Annotated in this window: 15 protein-coding genes, 1 rRNA gene and 1 pseudogene; all 17 read right to left on the bottom strand. The window is 30.9% G+C overall.

Going from position 1 to position 13,393, the window contains the following annotated elements:
- Positions 1 to 246: ribosomal RNA gene (locus tag G324_RS0106020) — 16S ribosomal RNA — on the bottom strand; the annotation flags it as partial.
- 367 nt (positions 247 to 613) lie between these two features.
- Positions 614 to 2,152 (bottom strand): RIP metalloprotease RseP, encoded by a 1,539-nt coding sequence (gene rseP, locus G324_RS07755; protein WP_025725489.1) that lies wholly within the window; start codon positions 2,150 to 2,152, stop codon positions 614 to 616.
- Between the two features lie 36 nt (positions 2,153 to 2,188).
- Positions 2,189 to 3,145: a phosphatidate cytidylyltransferase gene (locus tag G324_RS0106010; protein WP_025725488.1), complete on the bottom strand. Its 957-nt coding sequence runs from the start codon at positions 3,143 to 3,145 to the stop codon at positions 2,189 to 2,191.
- The gene (gene uppS / locus G324_RS0106005; protein ID WP_162146955.1) at positions 3,142 to 3,816 is read right to left on the bottom strand and encodes a polyprenyl diphosphate synthase; all 675 of its coding nucleotides are present in this window, start codon (positions 3,814 to 3,816) and stop codon (positions 3,142 to 3,144) included. The genes G324_RS0106010 and uppS overlap by 4 nt, the downstream gene beginning before the upstream one ends.
- Positions 3,817 to 3,856: 40 nt before the next feature.
- Entirely contained in the window at positions 3,857 to 4,840 is a 984-nt protein-coding gene (locus tag G324_RS0106000; protein WP_025725486.1) for a branched-chain amino acid aminotransferase, read from the bottom strand.
- Positions 4,841 to 4,980: 140 nt separating this feature from the next.
- Positions 4,981 to 5,217, bottom strand: coding sequence for a hypothetical protein (locus G324_RS0105995; RefSeq protein ID WP_025725485.1), 237 nt, complete (start codon positions 5,215 to 5,217; stop codon positions 4,981 to 4,983).
- A gap of 96 nt (positions 5,218 to 5,313) precedes the next feature.
- Positions 5,314 to 5,541: a hypothetical protein gene (locus G324_RS0105990; RefSeq protein WP_025725484.1), complete on the bottom strand. Its 228-nt coding sequence runs from the start codon at positions 5,539 to 5,541 to the stop codon at positions 5,314 to 5,316.
- Positions 5,542 to 5,611: 70 nt separating this feature from the next.
- Positions 5,612 to 6,166 carry a ribosome recycling factor gene (gene frr, locus G324_RS0105985; RefSeq protein ID WP_025725483.1) on the bottom strand — a complete coding sequence of 185 codons (555 nt, stop codon included), beginning with the start codon at positions 6,164 to 6,166 and terminating at the stop codon, positions 5,612 to 5,614.
- Complete coding sequence (pyrH, locus tag G324_RS0105980) at positions 6,163 to 6,882, bottom strand: UMP kinase (RefSeq protein ID WP_162146954.1); 720 nt, start codon at positions 6,880 to 6,882, stop codon at positions 6,163 to 6,165. The genes frr and pyrH overlap by 4 nt, the downstream gene beginning before the upstream one ends.
- A gap of 30 nt (positions 6,883 to 6,912) precedes the next feature.
- Positions 6,913 to 7,800: a translation elongation factor Ts gene (gene tsf / locus G324_RS0105975; protein ID WP_025725481.1), complete on the bottom strand. Its 888-nt coding sequence runs from the start codon at positions 7,798 to 7,800 to the stop codon at positions 6,913 to 6,915.
- 100 nt (positions 7,801 to 7,900) lie between these two features.
- On the bottom strand, positions 7,901 to 7,999 hold the full coding sequence (locus G324_RS08170; RefSeq protein ID WP_245587897.1) for a Rho termination factor N-terminal domain-containing protein: 99 nt from the start codon (positions 7,997 to 7,999) through the stop codon (positions 7,901 to 7,903).
- An 84-nt stretch (positions 8,000 to 8,083) separates the two neighbouring features.
- A pseudogene (gene rpsB, locus G324_RS0105970) lies at positions 8,084 to 8,890 on the bottom strand (30S ribosomal protein S2); the annotation flags it as partial.
- Positions 8,891 to 9,100: 210 nt separating this feature from the next.
- Complete coding sequence (locus G324_RS07750) at positions 9,101 to 10,129, bottom strand: trypsin-like peptidase domain-containing protein (RefSeq protein WP_025725479.1); 1,029 nt, start codon at positions 10,127 to 10,129, stop codon at positions 9,101 to 9,103.
- Positions 10,130 to 10,132: 3 nt separating this feature from the next.
- Positions 10,133 to 10,573 (bottom strand): dUTP diphosphatase, encoded by a 441-nt coding sequence (gene dut / locus G324_RS0105960; protein WP_025725478.1) that lies wholly within the window; start codon positions 10,571 to 10,573, stop codon positions 10,133 to 10,135.
- Positions 10,560 to 11,105 (bottom strand): NUDIX hydrolase, encoded by a 546-nt coding sequence (locus tag G324_RS07410; RefSeq protein ID WP_162146953.1) that lies wholly within the window; start codon positions 11,103 to 11,105, stop codon positions 10,560 to 10,562. Before G324_RS07410 ends, dut begins: the two co-directional genes overlap by 14 nt.
- Positions 11,089 to 12,009, bottom strand: a complete 921-nt coding sequence (gene xerA / locus G324_RS0105950; protein ID WP_162146952.1) for a site-specific tyrosine recombinase/integron integrase — start codon at positions 12,007 to 12,009, stop codon at positions 11,089 to 11,091. Before xerA ends, G324_RS07410 begins: the two co-directional genes overlap by 17 nt.
- Position 12,010: 1 nt before the next feature.
- Complete coding sequence (gene trmFO / locus G324_RS0105945) at positions 12,011 to 13,294, bottom strand: methylenetetrahydrofolate--tRNA-(uracil(54)-C(5))-methyltransferase (FADH(2)-oxidizing) TrmFO (RefSeq protein ID WP_025725475.1); 1,284 nt, start codon at positions 13,292 to 13,294, stop codon at positions 12,011 to 12,013.
- Between the last annotated feature and the right edge of the window lie 99 nt (positions 13,295 to 13,393).

Below are 13,393 nucleotides of genomic sequence, written 5' to 3'. Positions count from 1 at the left end.
CCCACCAACTAACTAATGCGCCGCAGACCCCTCCTAGACCGATAAATCTTTAAATATAAAGAAATTATCTCTATATCCTATCCAGTATTAGCTCCAGTTTCCCGGAGTTATCCTCGAGTCTAGGGTAGGTTATCTACGTGTTACTCACCCGTTCGCCACTAAGCATCCGAAGATGCTTCGTTCGACTTGCATGTATTAGGCACGCCGCCAGCGTTCATCCTGAGCCAGGATCAAACTCTCCATATAATTTTATGTTTTGTTTTGATTTTAGCTCTTATTTTTGTTTTCTCTTGTTCATCATCATTCAGTTTTCAAAGACTTAATTTTTGCGTCTCTCATTTGAGCGCTTAATCATTCTATCATTATAATTTTACCTTGTCAACATCTTTTTTCATTTTGTTGATTTTAGTATTTATCTTATAGATAAGAGTTTGATTTCGCCTTCTAAAGTTGAGACCTTTCTTATTTTAACACACTTAACTATTAAGTCAACCTTTAAAATCGTTTTTTTTATAAAAAAGTAAAACTAATTCTTATATATATTAAAAAGGCGTATTATTCTACTAAAACATATAAAAAAGACCCACTAGGTAGGCCTTTTTGTATTTTCAAATTATGTGAATAATCTTAAAATGTCATTCCAAGTTACATATACAAAGAGCATTAATAATAATATAAAGAATGCATTATTGACATACAATTCAAACTTTGGTGGAATTTTTTTCTTTGAAATTGCTTCATAGCCTAAGAAAATGAGTCTACCACCATCAAGAGCTGGTATTGGTAAGAGATTCATCAGTCCAATATTGACTGATAAGAATGCAACAAATATCATTAAACTTATAAATCCACCTTGTGCTGCATTAGAAACTAAACTAAATATTCCAACAGGTCCTGCTAAATCAGATACACCAACACCACTATTAGGATTAAATAGTAAACTTAATGTAGCAATCATTTCTGTAACCGAACTTCCAAATTTTTGGAATGGATATGTGATCATATGTATAAAATCAAATGCATATCCAGTTTGGAAACCAAAGCGTACAGATACACTTTCATAACCTAGTGATTTTAATGATTCAGCACTTAGTACTTCATAAGTATAGCTTCTAGCTTCCCCAGATCTGAGGACATCCACTTTTATAGTATTACTATTATAATTTCTAGCAATTTCAATTATATCTGACCAGTTAGATACAGAAACATCATTAATATGAGTAATCTCATCACCTATATCTAATCCTGCTGATTTTGCTTTACCACCAAGACCACCAATAATTGCTAAATCTTTATTGTTATCATTTAAATCATTTACAAGTCCAAAGTTTTGTAAAACAATAGTTACATATAAATTAATAGATTCTGGAGAACCATTTCTTGTAACAACAACTGGAACTATATGCTGATTTAAATTATTGGAAACTGCTCTGATTTCATCAATATTAGAAACTTCAATACCATTAATTTCAGTAATCACATCACCTGCAATTAAACCAGGGTTACTAGAAATATCAACAACGTTATTTTCTAAAGGCTTACCTTGAATAATTGCAACAATAAATAATATAAGTAGTGCTAATAAGAAATTCATCATTGGTCCCATAAACAAGACTAAGAATCTTTGCCATATAGTTTTTGATGCAAAGGATGATTCTTCTGGAGTAATTTGTAAATCTTTTGTTTTTTGATAGATATATTTAGCATCACGTGTAACTTGATATCTTGATATTGATCCATCTTCTGTTTTAAGTTCTATATAAAGTTCACTTAAATTTTTACCAAATAAATCAAAGTCTACAACCTCACCATAAATAAGTGGTTGTTTGCATGTTTTATCTAAAAGAATTTCTGTTACTAATCCAATTTCATTTAGACAAAGTCCAATAACTGAGCCTTTTGAAATAAGTGCATTATCACCATTTTCGCCACTCATTGCCACATAACCACCCAGTGGTATTGCACGTATAGCGTATTTTGTATCACCTTTTTGTTTCATTGCAATTGCTGGCCCCATACCAATTGAAAACTCATGGATAAGTATACCTGCTCTTTTAGCAAATATAAAATGTCCTAGTTCATGTATTGATATGATCGCTGTTAAAACTAATAAAAATATGATTAAGTTAAATATAAGTTCAAAAACTTCCACATCTGTGCTCCTTTAATTTTTAAGTTTAAAAAAAATTTATAGTGGATAGAATTGTTTAATAACAATGAATATACTTAAGAATAATATTCCTAAAAATAATATTGAATCAAATCTATCTAAAACACCACCATGACCAGGAAAAATAGTTCCGAAGTCTTTTATATCATAGTTTCTTTTTAGTTTAGATGCAACTAAATCACCAATTTGCGCAGCAATTGATCCTAATAATGTAATTGGTACGATAATTAAGGCTTGTATCAATAGTTTTTCATTACCAATACTTGTAAAGTTATCAAATATTGTCATATATCCGTCTGGATTAAACATACCACCAAAAATTCCTTCAGGTGTGAAAATTTGTCCATAAAATATTGCAAATAATGATGCAACTAATGTTCCAAATATTGTACCAGCAATCGCACCTTCCCATGATTTCTTAGGTGAGATTCTTGGTGCCATTTTATGTTTCCCGAAGGCGATTCCAAAAAAGAATGCAAAAATATCTGTTGTCATAGAAATTAGTGCCACATATACAATAAATCTAACACCTAAATATCGTAGAATTGTTATAGCAGCAGCTCCTAAACCAACATAATTAATAATCGTAAATGCTTTTCCTAAATCAGTTCCTGTGAAATCATCTATAAAGACTAAGAAACTTAGTAATAATATCGTCGTAATCGATATGATTATAACTGGATTTAAATTTATAGTAATTAAAATTAAACCAGGAAAAACATTGGGTTCTAAAGGTGCAATCATTCCACCCATATTCATATAAGTTAATAATGCAAGTACAATAATAACTATTTGAACTATTGGTTTAATTGGCTTTTCTTTTTCATACATACGTATCATTTCTAATGATGCAATAACCACAAAAGCCATCATAAATAATTGAAAGATATTAAATACCCAAAATGGAAAATTTAAAACTGTTACAGGTATTAAGATAATTGCAAGTACAAGTGCAGTAATTATTCGTTTTCTCATGATTTTATTCCCCCAAAACGGCGTTGACGTTTTGAAAACTCCTTTAATGCTTTATCAAAATCTTTTGGTCGAAAGCTTGGCCAATACCTTTTTGTAAAATATAGTTCAGCATAAGCTATCTGCCATAATAAAAAATTTGATAATCTAATTTCTCCACCTGTACGTATTAAAAAATCCACAGGATTTTTAACCATTAGATTTTCATTGAATGCTTCTAATGTATTTTCTTTCATTTTTCCAATAGCAGTAAGAATCTCATCATAACTACCATAGTCTATACAAACATTTAGTATCATTCCACTAAAGTTTCTTGTATCATTTTCTAACTTATCCATTAAATCCAATATATCTTTTTTTAGTCTGTCTTTTCTACCTTTAAATACTAATTTAATATTGGCATTTATTATACGGTCTAAATTTTCATTTACTATTTCAATAGGTTTAGTCATTAAATAATCAACTTCTTCTTGGGGTCTAACCCAATTTTCAGTTGAAAAAGCGTACACACTTAATTCTTTAATTCCTATTTTATTGGCATGCTCAGCTATTTTTGCTAAATTCATACCACCTCTGTAATGACCAGCAGAACGAGGTAATTTATATTTTTTTGCCCAACGACCATTTCCATCTAAAATGATTGCTACATGATTGGGTAATTTATTATTATTCATATAGAAATAAGTCCTTCCTAACTAAATCAATTATAACAAACTAAACCTCAATTACCCATCCAAAATCTTCATTAATATCACCAAACTGGATACTTTGAAGTAAATCATGTAATTTGTGTAAAACTTTGTTAGATTTTAATTTATAAACTTTATTTTCATCTTGTACACTTTCAATTGGAGTAATTACAGCAGCTGTGCCACATGCCCCTAATTCATCAAAGGAAGATATTTCATTTAAAGGTATTTCACGTCGTATAACTTCCATACCTAATAACTTATCTGCAATCATTTGAAGTGAGTTATTTGTAATACTTGGTAGTATTGATCTGGATTGTGGTGTAATAAACTGGTTTCCTTTGATGCCGATGATATTTGTTGCACCAGTTTCATCTATTTTAGTGTGTGTTTTAGGATCTAAATATAGACAATCATCAAATCCTTGTTGCTGTGCTAAATATTTAGGGTATAAACTTGCAGCATAGTTAGCTCCTGACTTAATATGACCTAATCCATTTGGTGCAGCCCTATCATATGGTGTTGTTGTTAAACGAATAGAGTTAAATCCATCTTTAAAATAACTACCCACAGGTGTTGCAACAACACCAAATAAAAACTCATTAGCTGACCGTACACCCATAACAGTTTCTGTACCAATTACAAACGGTCTAATATATAAAGAACCTTTTGATTCATAACTTGGTACCAAATCTTTATTTTCTTTTACAACTAATTTAACTGCTTTTATAAATAATTCCATTGGAACAGGCGGTATCATTAATCTTTCACAACTACCTTGTAGTCTTTTAGCATTTGCCTCAGGTCTGAAAAGTAATGTTCGACCATCTTTTGCTCTATAAGCTTTTAATCCTTCAAATACTGATTGTCCATATTGTATTGCAACCGCTAAAGATGAAATTTCAAAATTAATAGATGTATCTAGTTTACCTTCATCCCAAGCCCCATTTTTATAGTGTGCATAAAATGCTTTATTCGTGCCATGAAACTTAAATCCTTCAATTTTCATATCAAATTCACTTTATTTAAATTATTTAAATTTAAATAAGTCCTTTCTTTTTATGTATTGATATTGTTAAGGTTAATCATAAATAATTATTAACATTATACCATAAACAAAAATGGCATACCATGGTATGCCATTTTGTTTTAAAGTAAATCAGTTAAGACTGGTTTACCTTGTATAAGTGTCGTTACTAAGTCAATAATCCACAAGATATTCCAACCTAGAACGATCCATAGAATACCGATAACCAATAGAGTTGAGTTTTTATATTCAGCACCCTTTATTATTCTATAAATCCCCCAAGATAAATCAAGAAGTGGTAATGACATAATAATCTTACCTGTAAATGATAGATTATCCATCCATTCTATAAATTTCATGGTAATTATCTCCTTTTTTGATTAATTCTATTATATCTAATTATCATTAAAAATAAAACTGCCAGATTTAAACTGGCAGCTTATTTTAATAATTTTTTATGCAAGAACTCTAATTTTATTATCTAATAAAATTGTAACGAAATCAACAACCCAGAAAATAAAGTTCCCAATACCTGTGAAAAGTGCTAAGACACCAACAACAATTGTAACCACATTGCTTTCTTTGACCCCTTTGATGATTCTATAAAGTCCAGAGATAAGCCATCCAAAGAAAAACTGTAAAACTAATTTGACAACTTTTGATAATTGATCAAATGCTTTCATAAAAATTCTCCTTTTTTCTTTATTATACCAAATAAAAACCACCAATTACAAATGAATTGGTGGTAAATGATTAAACATCTAATAATTCGTCGGATTTTTCCTTAGTTAGCTTGTCTACTCTAGCTACATAGTCATCTGTTAATTTTTGAACATCTTCTAAATAACCTTTTTCATCATCTTCGGTTAAATCTAATTTCTTTAAATGTTCATTGCCTTCACGTCTGATATGGCGAATTGCTACTTTACCTGCTTCAGCCATTTTCTCTACATCTTTTACAAGTTGACGACGTCTTTCGCCAGTTAATGGTGGTAACAATAACCTGATTCCTGTACCATCATTTCTTGGAGGTAATTCTAGGTTGGATGTGTTAATTGCATATTCGATATCTTTTAAAACTGATTTATCAAATGGTTTAATATAAAGTTGTTGCGCTTCCGGAACTGAGATAGACGCCACTTGTTTAAGTGGTGTATCTACACCGTAATATGAAACCATAATACGATCTAGCATATTTGGGTTTGCACGGCCTGTACGAACAGATGCGTATTCTCGCTCAAGTGCGTGAATGCTTTTTTCCATTTTTTCTTCAGTTTCTAATAAAATCATATCTGCTTGTTCATTCATTGGTTTACTCCATTCTTTACAATTGTACCGATGGAATCTCCTTTTGCAGCTTTAAGAATATTATCTTTTACATTCATATCAAAAACTAATATTTCTATATGATTGTCTTTACATAAACTAGCTGCTGTTGAATCCATGATTTGTAGATTTTTTTCTAAAACTTCTTGATGTGATACGAGATTTAATTTAACAGCATCTAAATGTTTATTAGGGTCTTTATCATAAACACCATCTACACCATTTTTAGCCATTAAAATAACATCTGCATTCAGTTCAGCTGCACGTAATGCTGCTGTTGTATCTGTTGAGAAATATGGTGATCCGGTACCACCTGCTAATACGACGACGCGCCCCTTTTCAAAGTGTCTTAATGCGCGTCTACGAATATAGGGTTCTGCAACTGCAGATATTTGTAGGGCAGTCATTACACGTGTAGGTACACCAATAGCTTCTAAAGCATCTTGCAAAGATAAACTGTTCATGATTGTTCCAAGCATTCCCATATAGTCTGCTTGTGCACGGTCCATACCAAGTTCTTCACCAGTTTTACCACGCCATAAATTACCAGCACCGACAACTATAGCAACTTCAATGCCAGCTTCTTTTACTTTTTTCACTTCAAGAGCAATCTTTTTAACGGTTTTTGGATCAATACCATATTGTCCATCACCTTTTAATGCTTCACCTGAAAGTTTTAGAATTACACGTTTATACATTATAACCACCCCTTGTTCTTAAGTAATTAATTATTTAATTTGTGCCATAACTTCGGCTGCGAAGTCTTCAACACGTTTTTCGATACCTTCTCCAACTTCTAATCTAACATAGCTTAAGATATTGTTGTTATTGGATTTTAAATGATTACTTACTTTAACAGATGGGTCTTTAACAAAACCTTGATCTAATAATACGATTTCTTGTAATACTTTACTTAATTTACCTTGTAGGATACCTGATAAAATCTTTTCTGGTTTACCTTGAAGTGATTCGTCATTTGCCATTTGTTCAGAAATAATTTTAGTTTCAATATCAATTGTTTTTTGGTCAACATCTTGTCTGCTTAGGAATTGTGGGTTAAATACTGTGATGTGCATTGCTAAGTCTTTAGCTAATTCTTCGTTTGGAGTTTCTAGTACTGTAAGTACTGAAATTTTTCCACCCATATGGATGTATGAACCAAATCCTTGGCTATCTTCTTTGGTTACGCGTACTAAACGTCTTAAAGAGATTTTCTCACCAATTGTTGATGTAGCTTCTAAGATGATTGTATCTACTGTTTTACCTTCTTCATTTGTAAGTAGTAATGCTTCTTCTACTGAAGTCGCATTTGAATGGATGAATAATTGCCCTAATGAATTTAACAGGTCAGTAAATTGTTTGTTTTTAGCAACAAAGTCTGTTTCTGAGTTTAATTCAAATAAGATTGCATCATTTCCATTAACTACAACAGAAGTTAAACCTTCTGCAGCAATTCTATCAGCTTTTTTAGCTGCTTTAGCCATACCTTTTTCTCTTAATAATGTTGCTGCTTCTTCAACATTACCATTTGTTTCTTCTAATGCTTTTTTGCAGTCTAACATACCTGCACCGGTTTTTTGTCTTAATTCTTTAACCATAGCTGCTGTGATAACCATTATAAATTTCTCCTTAATCTATTTTTCATATTTATTATACTATATTATGTTCTTATTTTCATAAAATAAAGGGATGAACAATTCATCCCCTTTGTAAATTTTACTCGTTTAATGCGTCGATTAATTCTTGTTTTTTTAGTTTAGAGTAATTTTCAATTCCCTTTGCTTTAGCAAGATCTCTTAAATCTTGAACTTTCAAAGTGGATAAATCTTCAGTTGATACTTCTTCAGTTGTTGGAGCAACTTCTTGTGCTTCTTTTACGACTGGTGCTTCTTTTTTGAATTCTTTTTTAAATTCTTGTCTTGGTTGTCTGTTTTGATCTTGTCTTGGTTGTCTTGGTTTTTGATTTGGACGACTATCTTTTTCTTGTTCAAAAGATACTTCTTCATCTTCATATTTTTCAACAACGCCACCGTTAGCTTCGATTACAGCATTTGCCATAACCCATGTTAATAATTTAACAGCACGGATTGCATCATCGTTAGCTGGAATAATGTAGTCTACTAAATCTGGGTCACAGTTTGTATCTACAATACCAAATACAGGAATACCTAATTTACGTGCTTCAAGTACTGCGATTTCTTCAGTTCTTGGGTCAACTACAAAGATTGCTTGTGGTAAACGTTGCATATCTTTAATACCACCTAAGAATCTTTCTAGTTTAGTACGTTGTCTTGATAAACCTAATACTTCTTTCTTAGGTAATTTAGCCCATGTACCATTTGCTTCATCAGCATATAAATCATGTAATAATTTAATACGTTTTCTAATTGTTTTGAAGTTTGTTAATGTTCCACCTAACCATCTGTGATCAACATAGAATTGACCTGAACGGATAGCTTCTTCTTTAACTGCTTCTGATGCTTGTTTCTTTGTTCCTACAAATAATACATTTCCGCCTTCTTTAACGATGTCAAATAAAGCTGAATATGCTTTTTCGATTTCAAGCGCTGTACGCTTTAAGTCGATAATGTGGATATCTTTACGTGATGTAAAGATGTATGGAGCCATTTTAGGGTTCCATCTTCTAGTTTGGTGTCCAAAATGTACGCCAGATTCTAGGAGTTGTTTCATTGATACTACTGCCATTTAATATACTTCCTTTCGATTTTTAGTTATTTTCCTCTGCAACACTTTTTACTTTAGCCACTATTTGTCTATAGCACCTGACTAAAGGAACATGTTACATGTGTATTTAACAGCCTTTTTAATATACCATAAAGATATAGGTTTTGCAACGCTTATTTATTAATTTTTGAATGTTTTTGTTTGAAATAACATAATGATTAAAAAAATTGATTATGATTTGCCTTGAATGTATGCTTTAACCTCAGAAATGTGGATTGCAAAGTTATACATTTGTAAATCATTTTCTGTGTCATATGTTGGATAACTATATGCATTTATACCAACAAGTTGTCCATAAACATTAATTAAGGCACCACCAGAGTTACCAGGATTCATTGGTGCTGAGTGCATAATGACATCGGCATTAAATCCTTCACCGTCATCGTCATTTAATTTATTGTATGATATAACACCTTGAGTCACAATATCATCAAACCAAACCGGTGAACCTAAAGCAAATACAATACCACCGTTTTTAATTACATCATCATTTGCTAGTGGCATAACTTCTAATTGATCGGTTGTAGTAAACTTTAATATTGCTAAATCTTTTGCATATGTTTCTGAAACCTTTGTGACTGATGTATATGATTTAGTTCCTGTTTTAGTAAATACTGTGATTTCAAAGTCACTAGATTGTGTACCTGATGTAACGTGTTCATTAGTGATGACATAGTATGTATTTCCTAACTTTTGATAAATCACCCCAGAACCACCAGAATCAACATTCGCACCACCTGTAATATCTATTTTAACGACACTTTGGTGCGCTTTTTCTATTAATTTTTTTTGTGCGATATCAACAAGTTCTAGTATTTGTTCAGTAGTATAACCTGCATTTTCAAGTGCTAATATATCTAAAACAGCTTCTTTATTATTTGTTAACCATGTAATCATATCAAATGGTGCCGTATCATCTATTAAATTCCATTTTGCATAAAGTGTTATATTTTCATTTACTCCAGAACCAAATGGTGCCGGATATAAAAAGTCTTGATCTAAATACCAACCACCAAATTCATAATTTGCTTTTGTTGGTTTTTGACTTGGTAAAAATAAATTATTTGATTCGACTGTATCTGTAAATAATACATCTGTACCTGATATATATGTAACTTCTATATTTTTAGTTAAATCTTCTTGACATGCAACTAAAAATAAACTTAATACTAGTAGTGGTAAAATTAATATTTTTTTCATTTTTTATTTTCCTGAGCTCCCAAATCCACCGATGCGTTCGCTATTGGCATCGTCATCTTCAGTAATTAAGTATTTTTGAAAAATACCTTGAGCAATTCTTTCACCTTTTTTAATGTGTACGATTTCTTTACTAAAATTATATAAAGGAATCATGATATGTCCTTCATTGTCTGGATTATTGTAGTAGTCTCTATCAATAATACCAACTGCATTAGATGTAATCAGTCCTTTTTTGATTCCTAAGGATGATCTTGGATAAATCATTAAAACCTCATCTTTATCCATAAAAACTTTAATACCTGTATCAATTTTTTTAATTTCTCCAGGGTTAATACTTATTTCAATTGCACTTTCAATATCATAGCCTGCACTATATTTGGTTGCTCGTTTTGGTAAATTAATAAATTTATCCATAAAACTTGTTACTATTTCAAACTTCCTCATCTATTCCCTCTTTTATTAATTGTTTTTTTAAGTATTTTAATACTGTAACTTCTCTAGGTAAAACAGTCATCATACCTTTATGTTTATTTAATTTACTTATTGCCAGCTCATTTGCTTTAATAGCCTCATCTATATCAATCCATTGAGGGTCCACACCATGTTCAATTTCACGAGCTTCAAGTATTTGTTCACCTTTGCCATTAATATCTAAGGTGAAGTAATATGATGTTTGAAGATATACCGAGTCAGAACCAGATATGCCATATCTTTTTTCTTCTATATAACCAAAGGGTTTTATATTAAGTATTTCTTTAGCACCAAGTTCTTCTTTTAATTCTCTTTGAAGTGCCTCTATCATATCTTCATCTTTTTTCTTGCCACCACCCGGAAATGTGTAATCATTAAATTTTTTTGCATAAACCATTAAAAGTTTGTTGTTTTTATAAATAATACCGCGAACTGTTGTGCGTGTTTTATTTACCTTTTTTTCTTCTGTACCTGGTTCAATAATTGTATCACTTATTTTTAACATTTACATTCATCCTTGGGTGTGTTTGGTTATATACTTCCTTCATTTTTTCTTTGGAAACGTGTGTATATATTTGAGTTGATTTTAAATTTTTGTGTCCTAATAGTTCTTGGACAATTCTTAAATCTGCACCATGATTAAGCATTGAGGTTGCAAATGCATGTCTAAGCATATGTGGATGTAGATTATATGTTTCACCACTTTTTTTAATTAATTGATCAAGGATTGTTCGAAGTCCTCTAGTGGTTAGTGGACCTCCCTTATAATTAATAAATAATCTTTTTTCATTTGTTAGATCACCTTTACTAATTAATGCAACCCTTATAAAAGATAAGTAATGTTTAAGTTCTTCTATTAGTTTTTGGTGGAGGATAACATATCTATCTTTGCCACCTTTACCATGAATAAGTATTTGAGCACTTGATAAATATATATCACCAACAGTTAATTCTATAAGTTCACTTGCACGTAAGCCACAACTATATAATAAATCTAATATCACTAGGTTTCTATAACCTAAAGGTGTTGAAGTATCTAGTGAATCAAATAAATATTTGATAGCTTCCTCATCAATAATATGAGGAAGATTCTTAGGTACTTTAGGTGCTTTAATATCAGAAAATATATTTACTTCAATATAATTATTTTTTTGAAGATAATTATAGAAGTTTTTTAAACTAGATATTTTTCTTGAAATTGATTTTTTACTAAAATTATTGTTGTCTAAATAAGATAGATAGTTTCTTGCTAGACGTATTCTTGTTGCACCAAGTAAACTATCTGCAAATCCTTCGTTAATTAAAAAAGATTCAAACCCTTTAATGTCAATTATATAGTTTTTTATTGTATGTTCACTATAGTTTTTTTCAATCAATAAGTAATCTTCATAATTACGAAGTATATCCATATTAAACAGCCTCACTCATATATTCATTTAAGGCTTTCATTGCACGCTCATAATACATTTGTTTACGTTCAAACTTTTTAGCAATCACCTCATCAAGTAAACCAAAATTAGCATTCATAGGTACAAATGTATTATGGTAACTTGATATATAACGTGCCATTGCACCCATCATTGTATCTTTAGGTAGTGGGTTAATTTTCCCTGTTTTTATATAGTTATAAAGATTAATTGCAGCATTTAAACCTGAGGCTGCAGATTCTACATAACCTTCTACACCACTAATTTGTCCAGCAAAAAACCATTTAGGATTGTTTTTTACTTGGAATGCATTGTTAAGATGTTTAGGAGACTCTAAATAAGTATTTTTATGGATGACTCCATATCTTAATATTTCTGCATTTTCAAGACCAGGTATCATTTGAATAATACGTTTTTGTTCACCCCATTTTAAATGGGTTTGAAAACCAACCATATTATACATTGTCTTATTTAAGTCATCTTGTCTAAGTTGTACGACTGCATAAGGTTTTTCACCATTTGGTTTTCTTAAACCAACTGGCTTTAACGGTCCATAAAGTAATGTTTGAATACCTCTAGTTGCCATATCTTCAACCGGCATACATCCTTCAAAAACATTATTTTCAAAATCTTTTGGTACAACTCTATCTGCAGTAATTAGTGCATGATAAAAAGCTTCATATTCTTCTTTATTCATTGGACAATTAATATAGGCAGCAACATCTTTATCATATCTTGATTTCAAATATGCAATATCCATATTAATAGATTTAGCATCTATAATTGGAGCTACTGCATCAAAAAAGTTTAGGCTTTCTTCTTGTAGATGTTCTTTAATTTCTAATGAAAGTTTATCACTTGCTAAAGGTCCTGCAGCAATGATTGTAAATTCATCTTTATTAAGTGTTGTTACCTCTTCATTAATAACCTCAATATTCGGATGGTTTTTAATCACTTGAGTCACATGTTTTGCAAAAAGAATTCTGTCAACAGCTAAACTTGAACCTGCAGGAACTTTATAGATTTCTGCTGTATCTAAAACAAGCGAGTTAAATTTTCGCATTTCCTCTTTTAAAAGACCCACTGCATTTAATGGATCATTTGAACGAAATGAGTTTGAACAAACAAGTTCTGCAAAATCAGATGTAACGTGTGCAGGGGTTTGTTTAACGGGTCTCATTTCATATAGTTTTACTTTAATACCTTTGTTGGCTAGATAATAAGCAGCTTCGCTGCCTGCAAATCCAGCACCTATTATTTTTATCATATTTTCACCACTTTGATTATACCATTATTTAACTTAAGAGAAAATAGTATGGTTTTTAATTGTTTGTTATATAATTATACTTAAAGGAGATTGATAATA

This window comes from Acholeplasma granularum ATCC 19168, from assembly GCF_000526235.1.
Taxonomy (GTDB): Bacteria; Bacillota_I; Bacilli_A; order Acholeplasmatales; family Acholeplasmataceae; genus Acholeplasma; species Acholeplasma granularum.
The sequence above is the reverse complement of the archived record's forward strand: the minus strand, read 5'-3'. Positions and strand labels throughout refer to the sequence as shown.

What these genes read in the sequence shown, in the direction of transcription:
- G324_RS0106010 (WP_025725488.1), bottom strand. Translation starts at nt 3,145, where the DNA reads ATGAGAAAACGAATAATTACTGCACTTGTACTTGCAATTATCTTAATA.
- uppS (WP_162146955.1), bottom strand. Translation starts at nt 3,816, where the DNA reads ATGAATAATAATAAATTACCCAATCATGTAGCAATCATTTTAGATGGA.
- G324_RS0106000 (WP_025725486.1), bottom strand. Translation starts at nt 4,840, where the DNA reads ATGAAAATTGAAGGATTTAAGTTTCATGGCACGAATAAAGCATTTTAT.
- G324_RS0105995 (WP_025725485.1), bottom strand. Translation starts at nt 5,217, where the DNA reads ATGAAATTTATAGAATGGATGGATAATCTATCATTTACAGGTAAGATT.
- G324_RS0105990 (WP_025725484.1), bottom strand. Translation starts at nt 5,541, where the DNA reads ATGAAAGCATTTGATCAATTATCAAAAGTTGTCAAATTAGTTTTACAG.
- frr (WP_025725483.1), bottom strand. Translation starts at nt 6,166, where the DNA reads ATGAATGAACAAGCAGATATGATTTTATTAGAAACTGAAGAAAAAATG.
- pyrH (WP_162146954.1), bottom strand. Translation starts at nt 6,882, where the DNA reads ATGTATAAACGTGTAATTCTAAAACTTTCAGGTGAAGCATTAAAAGGT.
- tsf (WP_025725481.1), bottom strand. Translation starts at nt 7,800, where the DNA reads ATGGTTATCACAGCAGCTATGGTTAAAGAATTAAGACAAAAAACCGGT.
- G324_RS07750 (WP_025725479.1), bottom strand. Translation starts at nt 10,129, where the DNA reads ATGAAAAAAATATTAATTTTACCACTACTAGTATTAAGTTTATTTTTA.
- dut (WP_025725478.1), bottom strand. Translation starts at nt 10,573, where the DNA reads ATGAGGAAGTTTGAAATAGTAACAAGTTTTATGGATAAATTTATTAAT.
- G324_RS07410 (WP_162146953.1), bottom strand. Translation starts at nt 11,105, where the DNA reads ATGTTAAAAATAAGTGATACAATTATTGAACCAGGTACAGAAGAAAAA.
- xerA (WP_162146952.1), bottom strand. Translation starts at nt 12,009, where the DNA reads ATGGATATACTTCGTAATTATGAAGATTACTTATTGATTGAAAAAAAC.
- trmFO (WP_025725475.1), bottom strand. Translation starts at nt 13,294, where the DNA reads ATGATAAAAATAATAGGTGCTGGATTTGCAGGCAGCGAAGCTGCTTAT.